This is a genomic window from Klebsiella quasivariicola (assembly GCF_002269255.1).
GTDB lineage: Bacteria > Pseudomonadota > Gammaproteobacteria > Enterobacterales > Enterobacteriaceae > Klebsiella > Klebsiella quasivariicola.
This window is the reverse complement of sequence record NZ_CP022823.1, coordinates 4,400,446-4,414,881: the sequence shown is the minus strand read 5'-3', so window position 1 is coordinate 4,414,881 and position 14,436 is coordinate 4,400,446. Positions and strand designations below refer to the sequence as shown.

The 14,436-nt window shown below is 57.3% G+C and carries 12 protein-coding genes and 1 pseudogene; 2 read left to right on the top strand and 11 right to left on the bottom strand.

Features of this window, described 5'->3' with window-relative positions:
- Window positions 1-6: 6 nt before the first annotated feature.
- The 6 genes from csiR to glaH all read right to left on the bottom strand — a co-directional run bounded on the left by csiR (window position 7) and on the right by glaH (window position 7,322).
- Complete coding sequence (gene csiR, locus B8P98_RS22340; RefSeq protein WP_025714955.1) at window positions 7-699, bottom strand: DNA-binding transcriptional regulator CsiR; 693 nt, start codon at window positions 697-699, stop codon at window positions 7-9.
- Between the two features lie 45 nt (window positions 700-744).
- Entirely contained in the window at window positions 745-2,145 is a 1,401-nt protein-coding gene (gabP, locus tag B8P98_RS22335; protein ID WP_002889795.1) for a GABA permease, read from the bottom strand.
- A gap of 135 nt (window positions 2,146-2,280) precedes the next feature.
- Window positions 2,281-3,564 (bottom strand): 4-aminobutyrate--2-oxoglutarate transaminase, encoded by a 1,284-nt coding sequence (gene gabT / locus B8P98_RS22330; RefSeq protein WP_095033419.1) that lies wholly within the window; start codon window positions 3,562-3,564, stop codon window positions 2,281-2,283.
- Between the two features lie 12 nt (window positions 3,565-3,576).
- Window positions 3,577-5,025 carry an NADP-dependent succinate-semialdehyde dehydrogenase gene (gabD, locus tag B8P98_RS22325; RefSeq protein ID WP_025714953.1) on the bottom strand — a complete coding sequence of 483 codons (1,449 nt, stop codon included), beginning with the start codon at window positions 5,023-5,025 and terminating at the stop codon, window positions 3,577-3,579.
- A 23-nt stretch (window positions 5,026-5,048) separates the two neighbouring features.
- Window positions 5,049-6,317 carry an L-2-hydroxyglutarate oxidase gene (gene lhgO / locus B8P98_RS22320; protein ID WP_025714952.1) on the bottom strand — a complete coding sequence of 423 codons (1,269 nt, stop codon included), beginning with the start codon at window positions 6,315-6,317 and terminating at the stop codon, window positions 5,049-5,051.
- Between the two features lie 27 nt (window positions 6,318-6,344).
- Window positions 6,345-7,322: a glutarate dioxygenase GlaH gene (gene glaH, locus B8P98_RS22315; RefSeq protein ID WP_025714951.1), complete on the bottom strand. Its 978-nt coding sequence runs from the start codon at window positions 7,320-7,322 to the stop codon at window positions 6,345-6,347.
- Between the two features lie 461 nt (window positions 7,323-7,783).
- Here glaH and B8P98_RS22310 point away from each other — a divergent pair, with 461 nt between their 5' ends.
- Both B8P98_RS22310 and B8P98_RS22305 read left to right on the top strand, forming a co-directional pair.
- On the top strand, window positions 7,784-8,041 hold the full coding sequence (locus tag B8P98_RS22310; RefSeq protein ID WP_095033418.1) for a YjhX family toxin: 258 nt from the start codon (window positions 7,784-7,786) through the stop codon (window positions 8,039-8,041).
- Window positions 8,042-8,098: 57 nt separating this feature from the next.
- Entirely contained in the window at window positions 8,099-8,848 is a 750-nt protein-coding gene (locus B8P98_RS22305; RefSeq protein ID WP_080897020.1) for an SAM-dependent methyltransferase, read from the top strand.
- 40 nt (window positions 8,849-8,888) lie between these two features.
- Here B8P98_RS22305 and B8P98_RS22300 read toward each other — a convergent pair.
- The 5 genes and pseudogenes from B8P98_RS22300 to B8P98_RS22280 all read right to left on the bottom strand — a co-directional run bounded on the left by B8P98_RS22300 (window position 8,889) and on the right by B8P98_RS22280 (window position 14,418).
- Window positions 8,889-9,526: pseudogene (locus tag B8P98_RS22300) on the bottom strand (glutathione S-transferase family protein).
- A 217-nt stretch (window positions 9,527-9,743) separates the two neighbouring features.
- Complete coding sequence (locus tag B8P98_RS22295; RefSeq protein ID WP_004204671.1) at window positions 9,744-11,006, bottom strand: PTS galactitol transporter subunit IIC; 1,263 nt, start codon at window positions 11,004-11,006, stop codon at window positions 9,744-9,746.
- 88 nt (window positions 11,007-11,094) lie between these two features.
- Window positions 11,095-12,090, bottom strand: a complete 996-nt coding sequence (locus B8P98_RS22290; RefSeq protein WP_023283243.1) for a 2-hydroxyacid dehydrogenase — start codon at window positions 12,088-12,090, stop codon at window positions 11,095-11,097.
- A 16-nt stretch (window positions 12,091-12,106) separates the two neighbouring features.
- Complete coding sequence (locus B8P98_RS22285; protein ID WP_095033417.1) at window positions 12,107-12,868, bottom strand: SDR family NAD(P)-dependent oxidoreductase; 762 nt, start codon at window positions 12,866-12,868, stop codon at window positions 12,107-12,109.
- Window positions 12,869-12,879: 11 nt separating this feature from the next.
- Complete coding sequence (locus B8P98_RS22280; protein ID WP_095033416.1) at window positions 12,880-14,418, bottom strand: FGGY-family carbohydrate kinase; 1,539 nt, start codon at window positions 14,416-14,418, stop codon at window positions 12,880-12,882.
- Window positions 14,419-14,436: the final 18 nt, after the last annotated feature.

Genomic DNA, 14,436 nt, shown 5'->3' with positions numbered 1-14,436 from the left:
TCTGACTCACCCTACCTGTGGCTGCAGCTTGCCAGCCATCGCCTGCTGAATAATCGGGATCGGGGTCAGTAAGTGCTCGCGCATCAGCGCGCTGGCTCGCCCGGCATCGCGCGCCAGAATGGCGTCCAGCAGGGTCTGGTGTTGAACATGCTTATCTTCCAGCATCTCTACCGACAGCACGGTGGTGCGCAGCCAGATGAAGCGGTAGCGCGCCGCCAGATCGAACAGCCGTTCGCGCATCTGGAGTAAGTACTGCGAGCCGCAGCCGGCGACGATGGCGGTATGAAACGCCTGATGGCGCTGGTCCCATTCATCGAGTAAGCGCTCACTGGCGTCAGAGGACTCCAGCTTGTTGAGCAGATGGGCGCGGGCCAGCAGCTCCGCTTCCCACTCGTCGCCGCCGCGTTCGATGGCGAGACGCACCAACATGGCTTCCATGTTGGCGCGCGCGTCAAAGATATCGAGTAGCTCCTGTTCCGACATGGGCGCCACCCGATAGCCTTTCTGATTAACCACCGTCACCAGCCGCTCGGCCACCAGCTGCGAGAGCGCCTCGCGCAGCGGACCGACCCCCAGGGCATAGCGCGAGGTTAACAGGCTCATCCGCAGCTTCTCATCGGGCTGGTAGACCCCGCGGATGATGTCGTTTTTCAACCAACGGTACCCGTCAATGGCCGTCGCCTGGGAAATGGCGGTCATGTTCTTACTCCTGAATACTCTTCCCGGCGGGCGCCGGGAACAGGGTTAACGCGTATTTTGCAGCGGCAGTTTTTGCCACAATACCAGCTTTTTCCAGCGCGACATAATCGGTACCGTACAAATAATTCCCAATGCTAACAGGCCGGTAGAGATCACCTCCAGCTGCTGTGCCGGACGGAACAGCATCACCACCAGCACGAAGGTGATAAAGGCGATCACCAGCCAGGTCAGGTACGGATAGAGCCACATTCTCAGACGGATTTCGCCGCCTTGCGCCTGAAGGATTTTACGCATCCGCAGTTGTGAAACGGCAATCACCAGATAGACCAGCAGGGCGATGGCGCCGGAGCTGTCGATGAGAAATTTAAACACCTTCGCAGGGGCATAGTAGTTCACCACCACGGTAAGGAACGCCGCGCCGGTGGAGAGCAGGACCGCCACGTACGGCGTTTTGCTGCGGTTGGTCCGGCCCATGATGGCCGGCGCATCGCCGCGACGGCTCAGGGAGTAGAGCATCCGCGAGGCGGTATACAGCGCCGAGTTCAGACAGCTGGTGACCGACAGGAGGATCACACCGTCCATAATCAGCTTCGCGTAGGGAATATGCAGCAGCTCCAGCACTGAGCGATAGGAACCGATGCTCTTCAGCCCCGGCATATTCCAGGGGATCAGGGCGACGACGATAAAGATCGAGCACAGATAAAAAATAGAGATACGCCAGATCACCGAGTTGGTGGCGCGGACGATGTGTTTATCCGGCGTGTCCGATTCGGCGGCGGCAATGGTGACGATCTCTGCGCCCATAAACGAGAACATGGTGATCAGCATCGCGCTCAGCACCGCGCCGAAGCCGTTCGGCATAAAGCCGCCGTGATCCCACAGACGCGAAATGCCGCTGACCTCGGCATACGGATAAAAGCCGGTAATGGCGACCGCGCCGAGGACGATAAACGCCAGTATCGCGATCACTTTGCACAGCGCCAGCCAGAACTCGAATTCGCCGTAGTTTTTGACGCTCAGCAGGTTACTGCCGGTGAGGGCGAGAGTGATGACCAGCGAGAACAACCACACCGGGACGCCCGGGACCCACGAATGCAGAATAATCGCCGCGATATTGGCTTCCAGCGGAATAACCAGAACCCAGAACCACCAGTACAGCCAGCCGATGGTATACCCCGCCCAGCGGCCGATGGCTTTATCGGCGTAGGTGGAAAAGGAGCCGGTATCCGGCGTGGCAACCGCCATTTCGGCCAGCATACGCATTATCATCACTACCAGCAGCCCGGCAAACAGATAGGCCAGCAGCACCGCCGGGCCCGCCTCGGCAATGGCGACGCTGGAACCGACAAATAAACTCGCGCCGATCACCCCGGCGATAGATAACATCGTGACGTGGCGCGACTTCAGCCCCGCCCCTAAATCCTGTGATTGCGACAGTTGCCCCATCATTTACCCTCTCGAAGTGTGTCACCTGGGAGAGCGCCCCGACGTTCCCGCGCCGGGGCACGCGTATTATTGTTGTTTTGCAGGTCTCGTCTTCATTCCCTTACAAACGTACTTCGTGTCCGCATGTCTGTTGTTCTATGCCTGTTTCGCCTCGCTAAAGCAGTCGGCGATGATCTTCAGCCCCTGCTCGATCTGCGCCTGTTCGATGGTCAGCGGCACCAGGATGCGCAGCACGTTGTAGTACGGCCCGCAGGAGAGCAGGATCAGGCCTTTGTCTCGCGCGCGGGCGACAATATCCGCCGTCAGCCTGGCGTTCGGCCTGCTGCGGTCGCCCTCTTCAAACAGCTCGATGGCGATCATCGCCCCCAGACCGCGCACATCGCCGATCTCCGGGTGCTCTTCAGCGATCGCCAGCAGGCCCTGGCGCAGGGTATCGCCGAGCTGGTTGGCTTTTTCCAACAGGTTTTCCTGCTCGAAAATCTGCAATACCGCCAGGGCGGCGGCGCAGGCGATGGGGTTGCCGGCGTAGGTGCCGCCCAGTCCGCCGGGGGCGATGGCGTCCATCACCTCCGCGCGACCGGTGACGCCCGCCAGCGGGAAGCCACCGGCGATGGATTTGGCGAAGGTGGTGATATCCGCCGCCACGCCCATCTGCTCCATGGCGAACAGCGTGCCGGTACGGCCCGCGCCGCTCTGGACCTCATCGGCGATCAGCATGATGCCGTGCTCGTCGCATAGGGCGCGCAGGCGCTGCATAAAGGCCGGGGAGGCGGCATAGAATCCGCCTTCACCCTGCACCGGCTCGATAATGATGGCGGCGATATCTTCCGGCGCGGCATCGTTTTTGAAGATGCGATGAATGCTGGCGATCGCCTCGTCATCGCTGACGCCGTGCAGCGCGCACGGGTAGAGGGCGCGGTAGACGTGGCCCGGCATTAACCCCATACCGGCGGAATACGGGTTCACTTTCCCGGTTAGCGACAGGGTGTAATGGGTACGGCCGTGATAGGCGCCGGTGAAGGCGATAGCGCCGCTGCGCCCGGTTGCCGCGCGGGCGATTTTCACCGCGTTCTCCACCGCTTCCGACCCGGTGGTGACCAGCAGGGTTTTCTTGGCAAAATCACCGGGCACCTTCTGGTTCATCTTTTCACACAGCGCCAGGTAGGGCTCGTAGGCCAGCACCTGGAAGCAGGTATGCGACAGCTTTTTCAGCTGGTCTTCCACGGCGGCGACAATCTGCGGATGAAGATGCCCGGTATTGAGCACCGCGATCCCGCCGGCAAAATCGAGATATTCCCGCCCTTCGACGTCCCACACCCGGCAGTTCTCCGCCCGTTCGGCGAAAATAGGGTGGATCTGGCCGACGCCGCGCGGGACTGCGTCGCTGCGACGCGCCATCATTGCTTTATTGCTGTTCATCCGTCGCTCCTGTTACAGGCCAATACACATATATTTGATTTCTAAATAGTCTTCGATGCCGTACTTCGACCCTTCGCGGCCGAGGCCGGAGGCCTTGACGCCGCCGAACGGCGCGACTTCGGTGGAGATAATGCCGGTGTTGATGCCGATGATGCCGTACTCCAGCGCTTCGCCGACGCGGAAGACGCGGCTCAGATCGCGGGCGTAGAAATAGGCAGCGAGGCCGAATTCGGTATCGTTGGCCTGGGCAATGACGTCGGCTTCATCTTTAAAGCGGAACAGCGGGGCCAGCGGGCCGAAGGTCTCCTCTTTCGCCACTTTGGCGCTGTCGGGAACGTTGACCAGGATGGTCGGCTGGAAGAAGTTGCCGCCCAGGGCGTGCGGTTTGCCGCCGGTGACCACCTTCGCGCCTTTGGCGATGGCATCGGCAATGTGTTCTTCAACTTTGGCCACGGCTTTCTCGTCGATCAGCGGGCCGGTGGTGACGCCGTCCTGCAGGCCGTCGCCAATGCGCAGTTTTTCCACCGCCTGCTGCAGCTTCTCGGCGAAACGGTCATACACCCCGTCCTGGACGTACAGGCGGTTGGCGCAGACGCAGGTCTGTCCGGCGTTGCGGAACTTCGACGCCAGCGCCCCCTCGACGGCTTTATCGAGGTCGGCATCGTCAAAGACGATAAACGGCGCGTTGCCGCCCAGCTCCAGGGAGACTTTTTTGATGTCTTTCGCGCACTGCTCCATCAGCTGGCGGCCAATCTCGGTCGAGCCGGTAAAGGAGAGCTTGCGCACCAGCGGGTTGCTGGTCAGTTCGCCTCCGACCGCGCCGGCGGAGCCGGTGACCACGTTGAACACTCCGGCGGGGATCCCGGCGCGATTCGCCAGTTCGGCCAGCGCCAGCGCGGAAAACGGCGTCTGGCTGGCCGGTTTCAGGACCATGGTGCAGCCGGCGGCCAGCGCCGGGCCGGCTTTGCGGGTGATCATCGCCGCCGGGAAGTTCCACGGGGTGATGGCGGCGGTAACGCCGATGGGCTGCTTAATCACCAGCAGGCGTTTGTCGGCCTGATGGCCGGGAATGGTATCGCCGTAAATGCGCTTACCTTCTTCGGCGAACCACTCAATAAAGGAGGCGGCGTAGCTGATTTCGCCTTTGGCTTCCGCCAGCGGTTTTCCCTGCTCGAGGGTCATCAGGCGGGCGAGATCGTCCTGATTCTCCAGCATAAGATCGAACCAGCGGCGCAAAATATTCGCCCGCTCTTTGGCGGTCAGGGCACGCCAGGCGGAAAGAGCGCGATTGGCGGCTTCAATTGCTTCGCGGGTTTCGTCGGCGCCCATTTTCGGCACACTGCCGAGCTGCTCGCCGTTGGCCGGGTTGGTCACCGCAATCACATCGCCGTTGGGCGTATCGCGCCACTGACCATCGATCAGCGCCTGCTGGCGAAACAGTGTCATATCGTTGAGTTGCATAATCGCTTCCTGTCTTCAGGGGGTTAACGGGTAAAAGCGGCGTGTAGTGTCTCCACGCTACGTGCCGCACGCAGCGTGCGTCCGGGGTTGCTCTGGCTTTCCAGCAGGGTCTGTACCTTGCTGACGATGTGCGCGCCGATCGGGATAGCGGAGGTGGCCGCCGGCGATGGCGCATTGCAGGTGTGAATGGAACGCGCGGTGGTGACGAAGAGAAAATCGTCGATCAGCTTGCCCTGCGGCGAGACGGCCTGCGCCCGCACGCCGGCGGGCCAAGGGCGTAAATCGCTCAGCGTCAGACCCGGGCAGTATTTCTGCACCAGCCGCAGATAGCCGCTTCTGCACAGCGAATTTTTCATTTCGCCCAGTCCGGCGCGCAGGTTGTTGTGCAGTACCCGGCGAATGCCGGGCGAGGTCAGGATCTCGAGGGTATCGGCCAGCGAGATATCGCGCTTGCGGTAGCCTTCACGCTTCAGCGCCAGCACCGCGTTAGGGCCGACAGTGACGCTACCGTCGATCATGCGGGTCAGGTGGACGCCGAGGAACGGCATCGCCGGATCGGGGATCGGATAGATCAGATGGTTGACGATCTGGTTGTGCTGCGGCGCCAGCTGGAAATACTCGCCGCGGAACGGACAGATGATAAACCCGGGATCGACGCCGAGCATTTTTACCAGCCGATCGGCCATCAAGCCCGAACAGGCGATCAGCGTGGAGGCCTCATATTCGGCGCCCTGGCGGGTGCGGATCACCACGCCGCTGGCATGTTCTTTCAGGGCGCTGACTTCGGCGTCGTAGACGATCGTTCCGCCTTTCGATTCGAAGTTTTTCGCCATCGCCGCCGCCACGTCGCGGTAGCTGACGATGCCGCTGGAAGGGACGAAGATCCCGCCGAGCCCGCTGATGTTCGGTTCGCGCTCGCGTAGCTCCCCGGCGCTTAGCCACTCGCGCTGCAGGCCGTTGGCGGCGGTGCGATCCCACAGGGCGCGCATCCGCTCCATCTCCAGCGGCGAGGTGGCGACCAGCATTTTGCCGCAGACGTCATAGCGGATGCCGTTCTGCTCGCAAAACGCTTTGGTGGCGCGGTTGCCGGCGAGGCAAAACTGCGCCTTGAGGCTGCCGGGGGTGTAATACACCCCGGCGTGGATCACGCCGCTGTTGTGGCCAGTCTGATGGCAGGCCGGACCGGTCTCTTTTTCCAGCAGCGCAATGCGGGCGTCCGGGTAAATCTCAATTAACTGCATGGCGGTCGACATGCCGATGATGCCGCCGCCGATAATCACGAAATCATACATCCGCTCAATTCCTTCGCCTGAGAACCCTTATTGATGAGTCTGGTAATGATTCGTGGAATACGCAAAGTAGCCGCGCTGGCGCATCAGCTCGCGGCGCAGGTCCGGGTGCGGCGTAAAACGGTCGCGGCCGTGCAGCCAGAACAGATTGTTAATCAGCAGGAATTTGCCCACCGGCACCGGTATTGAAAGGATGTTTTTGCTGGTTTCCAGCGCGTCGGAAAGGCGGCTCAGCCAGGTACCCTCTTCGAAATCTTTTGGCTGGACGAACTGGTCGATATAGCGCATGACCGGGCGGCCCAGCGAATCGACGTCGAACACCGGGTGGAAAACATCCTTGCTGACGTTTTTGCTCGGCGGCGCGGCCCAGCGCATCGGGCGGCGAGCCAGCGGGTCGCGGAAAAATTCGTCAAGATGTTCCCAGTCATCCAGATGCAGCAGCAGGGAATTGCCGCCCTGCATGTTCTGCTCGTCGATCTTCATCATTAACACGTAGTCGGTTTGCTCTTCGACGTAGGTGCCGTCGTTGTGTAGCTCCATCACGCGGTGCGGCTGGCGCAGATAGCTGTCGGAGTTATCGACGTTTTTCACCACGAAGCGGGCGTAATACTGGCCGCTCATGGCGTCGAAGTTGGAACGGCCAATCAGGTGGGCGACGGCGGTGGCCAGCTTGACCATCTCTTCGGCCTGGCTGACGTTATCGATCCCTTCGCCATTGATCAGCAGCGCGCCTTCCGCACGATCGAGCAATGTTTTGATCAGCAACGGCTGCAGCTGGTTGCCGCACAGATCGTCGAGGATCTTGCCGACCTGGAAGCGTAGGAAAGATTTATACTCCAGCGCCTGCACCGGCCACTGCGCGACCTGCTGCAGGAACTGCGTGGTCGTTTCGGCGGAAAAGGTGAGCTCCAGCAGGCGCGGCGACTGGGCGGAAGGGGCGACGGTAAAGCCAGGGTATTGCTGGGCTAACGGTGCGGGTGTCGGTTTTACTGCGGTCAGGGCGTTCATCAGAATCGTTCCTCGCTATAAGGTCAGGGTGATGTTCATTTCGTAGCCATAAATTAAAAATATCTACATTTTTATAAAATGCGTACGAAATAGGCTTTTTGTTTCTATTTTGTGATCTAACAACAATTATTTAACAATGCGGAGGGGAGATAAGGTGGAGGCTAACGTTGAGGAACAGAGCGGATGGCGGATAGCGCAAAATGTGGAGAAGGTTGAGGGTAAATCGTAACACCGATCACAGTTTTTAATCTGTGCAATACCCTTATGAAACGAGGGTGTTAGTATTCAGCGGGTAAATACCTTTCAATGCTCATAGAGGCTTCGATGCTGGAGAATGTCATTATCAGATAATCAGCTTCCCGACCTGCCCAGGCCGGACTGATTATCGCTGCGCTTAAACCTTACGCACACACCTGCGGGTGTAGGCATGTTTTCGCACATGATAATGAACAGGTTTCAGTATGAATTTATCCCGTCAGGAACAACGGACCTTACACGTACTCGCCAAAGGTGGCCGTATTGCGCACGTCCGCGATACCTCCGGCCGCATTACCGCCGTTGAATGCTACACCCGCGAAGGGCTGTTGCTGAGCGACTGCACCCTTGCGGTCTTCAAAAAGCTCAAAACCAAAAAGCTGATTAAGTCGGTGAATGGTCAGCCGTACCGGATCAACACGACCGGTTTGAATAACGTTCGCGCGCAGCCGGACAACCGCTGAAATAGCGACCCGGGCAGGGTCGCTGTCCGGGCGTATGGCTCTCAAGGAGAAAACCTCATGATCGATATCCCACGCATTTTTACTATCAGTGAAAGCGAACACCGTATTCATAACCCTTTTACCCCGGAAAAGTACGCCACGCTGGGACGGGCGCTGCGAATGGCGCCGGGCACCACCATTCTTGACCTCGGCAGCGGCTCCGGCGAGATGCTCTGTAGCTGGGCGCGCGATCATCAGATCGTCGGCACCGGGGTGGACATGAGTCTGCTGTTCAGTCAGCAGGCGGCCGCCCGGGCAGAGGCGCTCGGCGTCAGCGACCGGGTGACCTTTGTGCATCAGGATGCCAGCGGATATGTCGCCAGCCAGCCATGCGATATTGCCGCCTGCGTGGGGGCAACGTGGATCGGCGGCGGAGTGGCCGGCACGATTGAGCTGCTGAAGCAGAGCCTTAACCCAGGCGGCATGTTGCTCATCGGCGAGCCATGGTGGCGCAAACTTCCGGCCACCGCAGAAGAGGCGACCGCCTGCGGCGCGCAGTCACCCGATGACTTCCTGACGCTGCCGGCGCTGGTCGCTCACTTTGGCGAACTGGGCTATGACGTGGTGGAGATGGTGCTGGCCGACCAGGAGGGCTGGGATCGTTATGAAGCGGCGAAATGGCTGACGATGCGCCGCTGGCTGGAGGCCAATCCGCACGATGACTTCGCGCCGGAGGTTCGCCAGCAGTTGACCACCGCGCCGCTGCACCATGTCACCTGGACCCGGGAATATCTCGGCTGGGGCGTGTTTGTTCTGATGGCGCGTTAACCGGCATGTCGGTAGCGTCGTAAGGCGCTACCGACCATCTTCAGACCTTCAGTTCGTCGTAGCTGACCATGACGTGCTGGCGAAAGGCGGGCCGTGCGGTTAGCCGTGCATAATACGCCGCAAGATGGGGAGGGGACGACGGGTGATATCGATGGCAAAGTAGCGGTACAGCACATGACCAAACTGGATGTCGGCCAGGGTGAACGTCTCGCCCACCAGATAGCGACTGCCGGCGAGACGTGCCTCGGCAATCGCCAGCTTTTGCTCCAGGGCCGTCACCGCCGCGGCGATGGCCTGCTGATCCCGTTCGGCGGCAAGCGTGCGCACCACGTGCCAGAACACCGGCGCCGTAAAGCCGAGGGCGATATTCTGCTTTGACCACTCGGCCCAGCGATCAACCTCAGTGCGGGCCAGCAGGTCGCCCGGCCAGAAGGCGTCATCGGCGTAGCGACTGGCTAAATAGCGAAGGATCGCGCCCGTTTCCCACAGCGGCGGATTATCGCCATCCTGCAGCACTGGCACCGTGCGATTGGGATTGAGCTGATAAAACGCCTCGCCGTCGGTACCACCATAGCGATGCCCCACGTCGAACCGGAGATAGTCCAGCCCAAGCTCGCCAACACACCACATCAGCGCCTGCACGTTAGAGGAGGTTTTTCGGCCCCAGATGGTCAGCATTGAGTTCTCCAGAGAACAGGGAAAGAAGGAGCATAGCAGGTTGGGTTGAAAACGTGAGGGGGCGCAAAAGAAATGAGCCACCTCGCCGCGCAGGGGGCGGACGCGCTGGTCAGATGTTCAAACCAGGGGCTTAGCTGAGCTAGCTATTCAGCGCACAGAATAAGAGGAAGAAACAGAGGGCAACAGTTTGCCCTCTGTTTACTTGAGTGGCCTTGTACTAAGGTGTGGCGCTAAAAAACTCGCCAAATTTGACGGCCAGCCAGCCGACAGGCGTCGTGGCGCCGCCGACGATATTGGTGATCTCGGCCATCCCTTCCGGCACCGGAATATGCGAGTTCACCGCCGCCTGAGTGTATTCTTGCGAAATGTCCGTCCCGACATACAGGATGCAGGTCACGATCAGGGTTCCGGTTATGAACATGCGGAACATATTTCGTTTACAGAACGGCGTGACCATTGCCAGCAGGAACATTAATGAAGCCAGATCGACAAAGGGCAGTACGCGGTTGCCGGGCAGAATGATAGACAGCACCACAGCCATAGGGATTAACAGCAGACCGGTCGCCAGCACCGAAGGTTCCCCGATCAATAACGCCGTATCCATCCCGATGTAAAAATCGCGCCCCGGGAATTTAGCCTTCAGTTTTGCTTCAGCGGCATCACGGACAATCAACAATCCTTGCACCAGAATTTCAATCATTTTAGGCAGCAGCAGCATGGCGGCTGAAACCTTAATGGCCAGTGAAACGGCAGCGGAAACGTCATATCCAGCCAGGAAGGCCAACAGCAGTCCCAGCACAAACCCCAGGGTAAGAGGCTCGCCAAAAACGCCGAATTTTTTATTAATACTTTCCGGATCGAAATTGATTTTATTGATAAGCGGGATCTTATCAATGATGTAATTACAGGCAATGCCAAACGGCACGTAAGCTATACAGGTAAGATGTGGGAATGATATCCCTTTTAGATTATAGTTTTTTTGTAAATATGGAGCCGTTAAATCTGCCGCCAATAGCGTCAACACAAAAATAGCGAATGTAATACCGACCGAAAGCCAGTAATTTCCCGTTCCGGCATAGACCACGGACCCCATGATCAGGAAGATCCAGTAGTTAAAAATATCGATATTCACCGTTTTGGTTAATTTCAACAGAAGCATGGCCAGGTTGATGACGATAAAGCCCACCACGACGGGCAGCATCAGCGGCGAACCCCAGCCAATGGTCGATGCGGTAGGCCAACCGGTATCAACGACCGTTAACTGCAGGCCGATACGCTCAACCATCGCCTGCGATGCCGGGCCCAGGTTTGTCAGCAGCAGGCCAATCACCAGCCCCACCCCTTCAAAACCAATGCCTACCAGCATTCCTGCTTTAAATGCCGTACCGATTTTAACGCCAAAGCAAAGCGCTATAATAAAGAATATTACTGGCATCATTACTGATGCCCCCAGACTAATAATGCTGTTGATAATATCCATAATGATTCCTTAAAAGGCGGGCGAATTGGGCACGAGTAAACCCGTGCCCATTGGGCCCTGTTAATACCTTTAATGGTTCTTTTAGTATTTAACTGAGTTTCTTTAAAAGGATCTCAGCGAAGAGTTTGGGCGAATTACTGAATGCGTCAATGGTACTCCCGGCAATATGCGGCGTAATGGTCACGTTATTCAGAGTATAGAATTCACTGTCGTCAGGAAGCGGCTCGTCATCAAACGTATCAAGCGCGGCGCCCATGATTTGCCCGGATCTGAGCGCATCAATCATCTCTTTTTCATTGATTAACCCGGAGCGTGCTGTGTTAACAATGATGGCACTGCGCTTCATCAGCGCGAAATGGTGTGCGTTAATCAGATTTTCGGTTTCCGGCGTCAGGCGAGCATGTAACGAGATAACGTCGGCGCGTTGTACCAGTTCGTCCAGAGAATCGACTTTCTCATAACGTTCATGGCCTGCAACGTACTTATCGTAAAAGATAATCTCCGTGCCAAAGCCGCTGAGAAATCCCGCGACCAGTTGGGCAATATGACCGAGGCCAACCAGCCCCACGACTTTTCCGCCAAGCTCAGGGATTGCCTGATGGTTCGGGCTGTCTTTACGCCAGTATTTGTCACGCAGGGCATCGTGTGAACGGGCAATATTGCGCATTTCCGCCAGGATCATGCCGACCGTGAATTCGGCGACGCTGCGAGCGTTACGCCCCGGGGTGTTCATCACCTCAACGCCCCGGGCGTTCGCCACCTGAAGATTCACGTTTTCCACACCACCGCGGAGCACGCCTACATATTTCAGCTTTGGTAGTTTATCGAACACCGCAGTATTGACGGGGGCAAACTGAGTGATCAGGATGTCAATATCATCCGTTCCCTGAAGCAGCGCTTCCGGTAAGGCCACGGCTTCTGCTCCTTCCTGTTCAACCCGCAGATTATCTTCCTGAAGTTTCTCAACGGAGTCATGTGACCACTCGCGTACTTCTACTTCAATCCCGTTATCCCTGAGCGCTTTCAGTCCTGATTCCATCATCGCTGCATTGATAAACAGATCGGCAATTGCCAGACATTTCATAATGATTCTCCCTAGATTAACGCATCAACATACCGCCGGTAACGTCCAGAGTTGCTCCCGTCATATAGCTGGTCTTAGGAGAAACCATGAAGACACCGATGTCGGCAATTTCTTGCGGCTGGGCCACGCGGCCCACCGGAATACGACTGACGTAATAGTCAGGGTTTTGCTCAATGTTCTTACGGATCATCGCAGTATCCATGATCCCGACGGCGATATTGTTCACATTGATTTTTTGTTTGGCGACTTCCCGCGCCAGAGAGATAGCAAAGGCGACCAGGCCGGCCTTACTTGCCGCGTAGTGCGCATGTCCCGTCGTGGAGCCGTGGAACGCGGCCTGCGAGGTAATATTCAGAATGCTGCCCATCTGTTCATGCTGCAGGCAGTGATTTACAAACAGCTGGCTGAGATGGAAGATGGCTTTCAGATTGACATTCATAACCAGATCCCAGTCCTGCGGGCTGATCTCGGTGACGTAGCCGCTCAGCCAGATCCCGGCGTTATTCACCAGAATGTCGGCTTTGCCCAGTCTGTCGATACAGGTGGCAAACAGATTTTCCCGGCTCTGCTCGTCAGAGAGATCGGTTTTGACCGCGATGATCTCTACGTTCGCGCTGGTCTTCACCGTTTCGATCAGCCGTTCGGGATGCTCTTCCTCACGCATATAGGTAAAGCAGATATTGACGCCTTCTTTGGCGAGAGAAAGAACAAACTCTCTCCCCAGGCCGGTTGCGCCGCCTGTCACGATGGCCGTACGATTCGTTAAATTCAGATCCATTTTTTCCTCACTTAGTGCGCGATGTAGTTACTGCAGCTTTTCCACGGCGACTGCATTTCTGATAACAGGTTTTTATAAAGCTGGTATTTGGTCTGGTAGACCCGGTGGTTTTCCGGATTAGGGGAGACGGTGCGTGAGACATGGACCATATCGTTTGAGGCAGCAAATACCTCCGCAAACCAGCCCACCATAACGGCGGCGGTCATCGCGGTACCCAGGGTCCCGTGCTCTTTGACGTCAACGATTTCCAGCGTGGCCTGGAAGATATCGGCGAATATCTGCAGCCAGACCGGGGAGTTCGTGACGCCGCCAGCAATACGAATAGTGTGGCTTAGCTTCGGGTTAATATTGCGTAAGCGCTCGGTGTGGTAGAGATGGCTGAAGGCCACGCCCTCATAAATCGCCCGCAGAAAATGGGCTTTTTTATGAAAGCTGTTGACACCGATAAAGCCGGCCGAGGCGTCGGGAATGGTGTTAGAGCCAAACACGAACGGAAAGAACAGCAGGTGGCTTTCATCCGGCGTCGTTGATGAAACCAGCTTATTACACAGGTCATAGACCGACGATCCTTGTTCGGCGGAGGTTTTCCGATCGCTCTCCATAAAGTTGTTAATAAACCACTCCAGGTTGCTCGCGGAGGTGGGGCTGGCCTCGGTGATGAGCCATTTACCTTCAATGGGATAAATGGAGGTCATAAACAGATCTTTATCAATAACCGGGTGGTCGGTAACGTATTCGTTTATGCTCCAGGTGCCGGTGACGATCGCCATCTTATCGAGACTGTTAATCCCCGAGGCAATGGAAGAGGCCGAGATATCAAACACCCCGCCAGAAACCGGCGTACCTGCGCATAAACCGGTCAGACGGGCCACGTCGTCAGTGATTTTTCCGCAGCATTCTGTTGAGCGTTTGATGGGGGGCAATTTGTCCCGCAGTTCATCAAGTCCCCACCATGCCAGTAGTTCATCGTCATACTTGCAGTCACGTACGTTGATCAGGTTGGTCCCTGAGATATCGGTCAGCTCAAGAAAAGCCTCTCCGGTCAGGTAAAAACGGATCAGGTCCTTGACCATAAAAATATAACGCGCTTTTTGCAACGTCTCGGGCTCGAAATCCTTCAGCCATGCCAGCAGGGCGACAGGTTGTCCGGCCCAGATGGACTGCATCGTTTTTGGCAAAATGTCGGTAAGGAATTCTGGTGAGCGTTGCCATCTCTCAACGTACTCTTTTGCCCGGCTATCGGTGGATATAATGCCGTTACGCACCGGGTGACCTTCTTCGTCGACCAGATACAGACCGTTACCATGACCGGTGACGGCCACTCCTTTTATCTGGCTGGCGTCGATACCTGATTGCTCAATCGCTTTTTTAATCACTTCGACATTAGCGGCCCACAGCTCATCGATACTGCGCTCTGTGTGGAATTCCCGGGGTATCAGCATCTGCGTGGATTTTGAGGCGATGGCGAGCACCTGTCCTTTACGGTCATAGATGGCTGCCTTGGTGACGGTTCCACCATTGTCGATGCCCATGACGTATTCATCTTTCATTCGCGTGGACTCCTTATT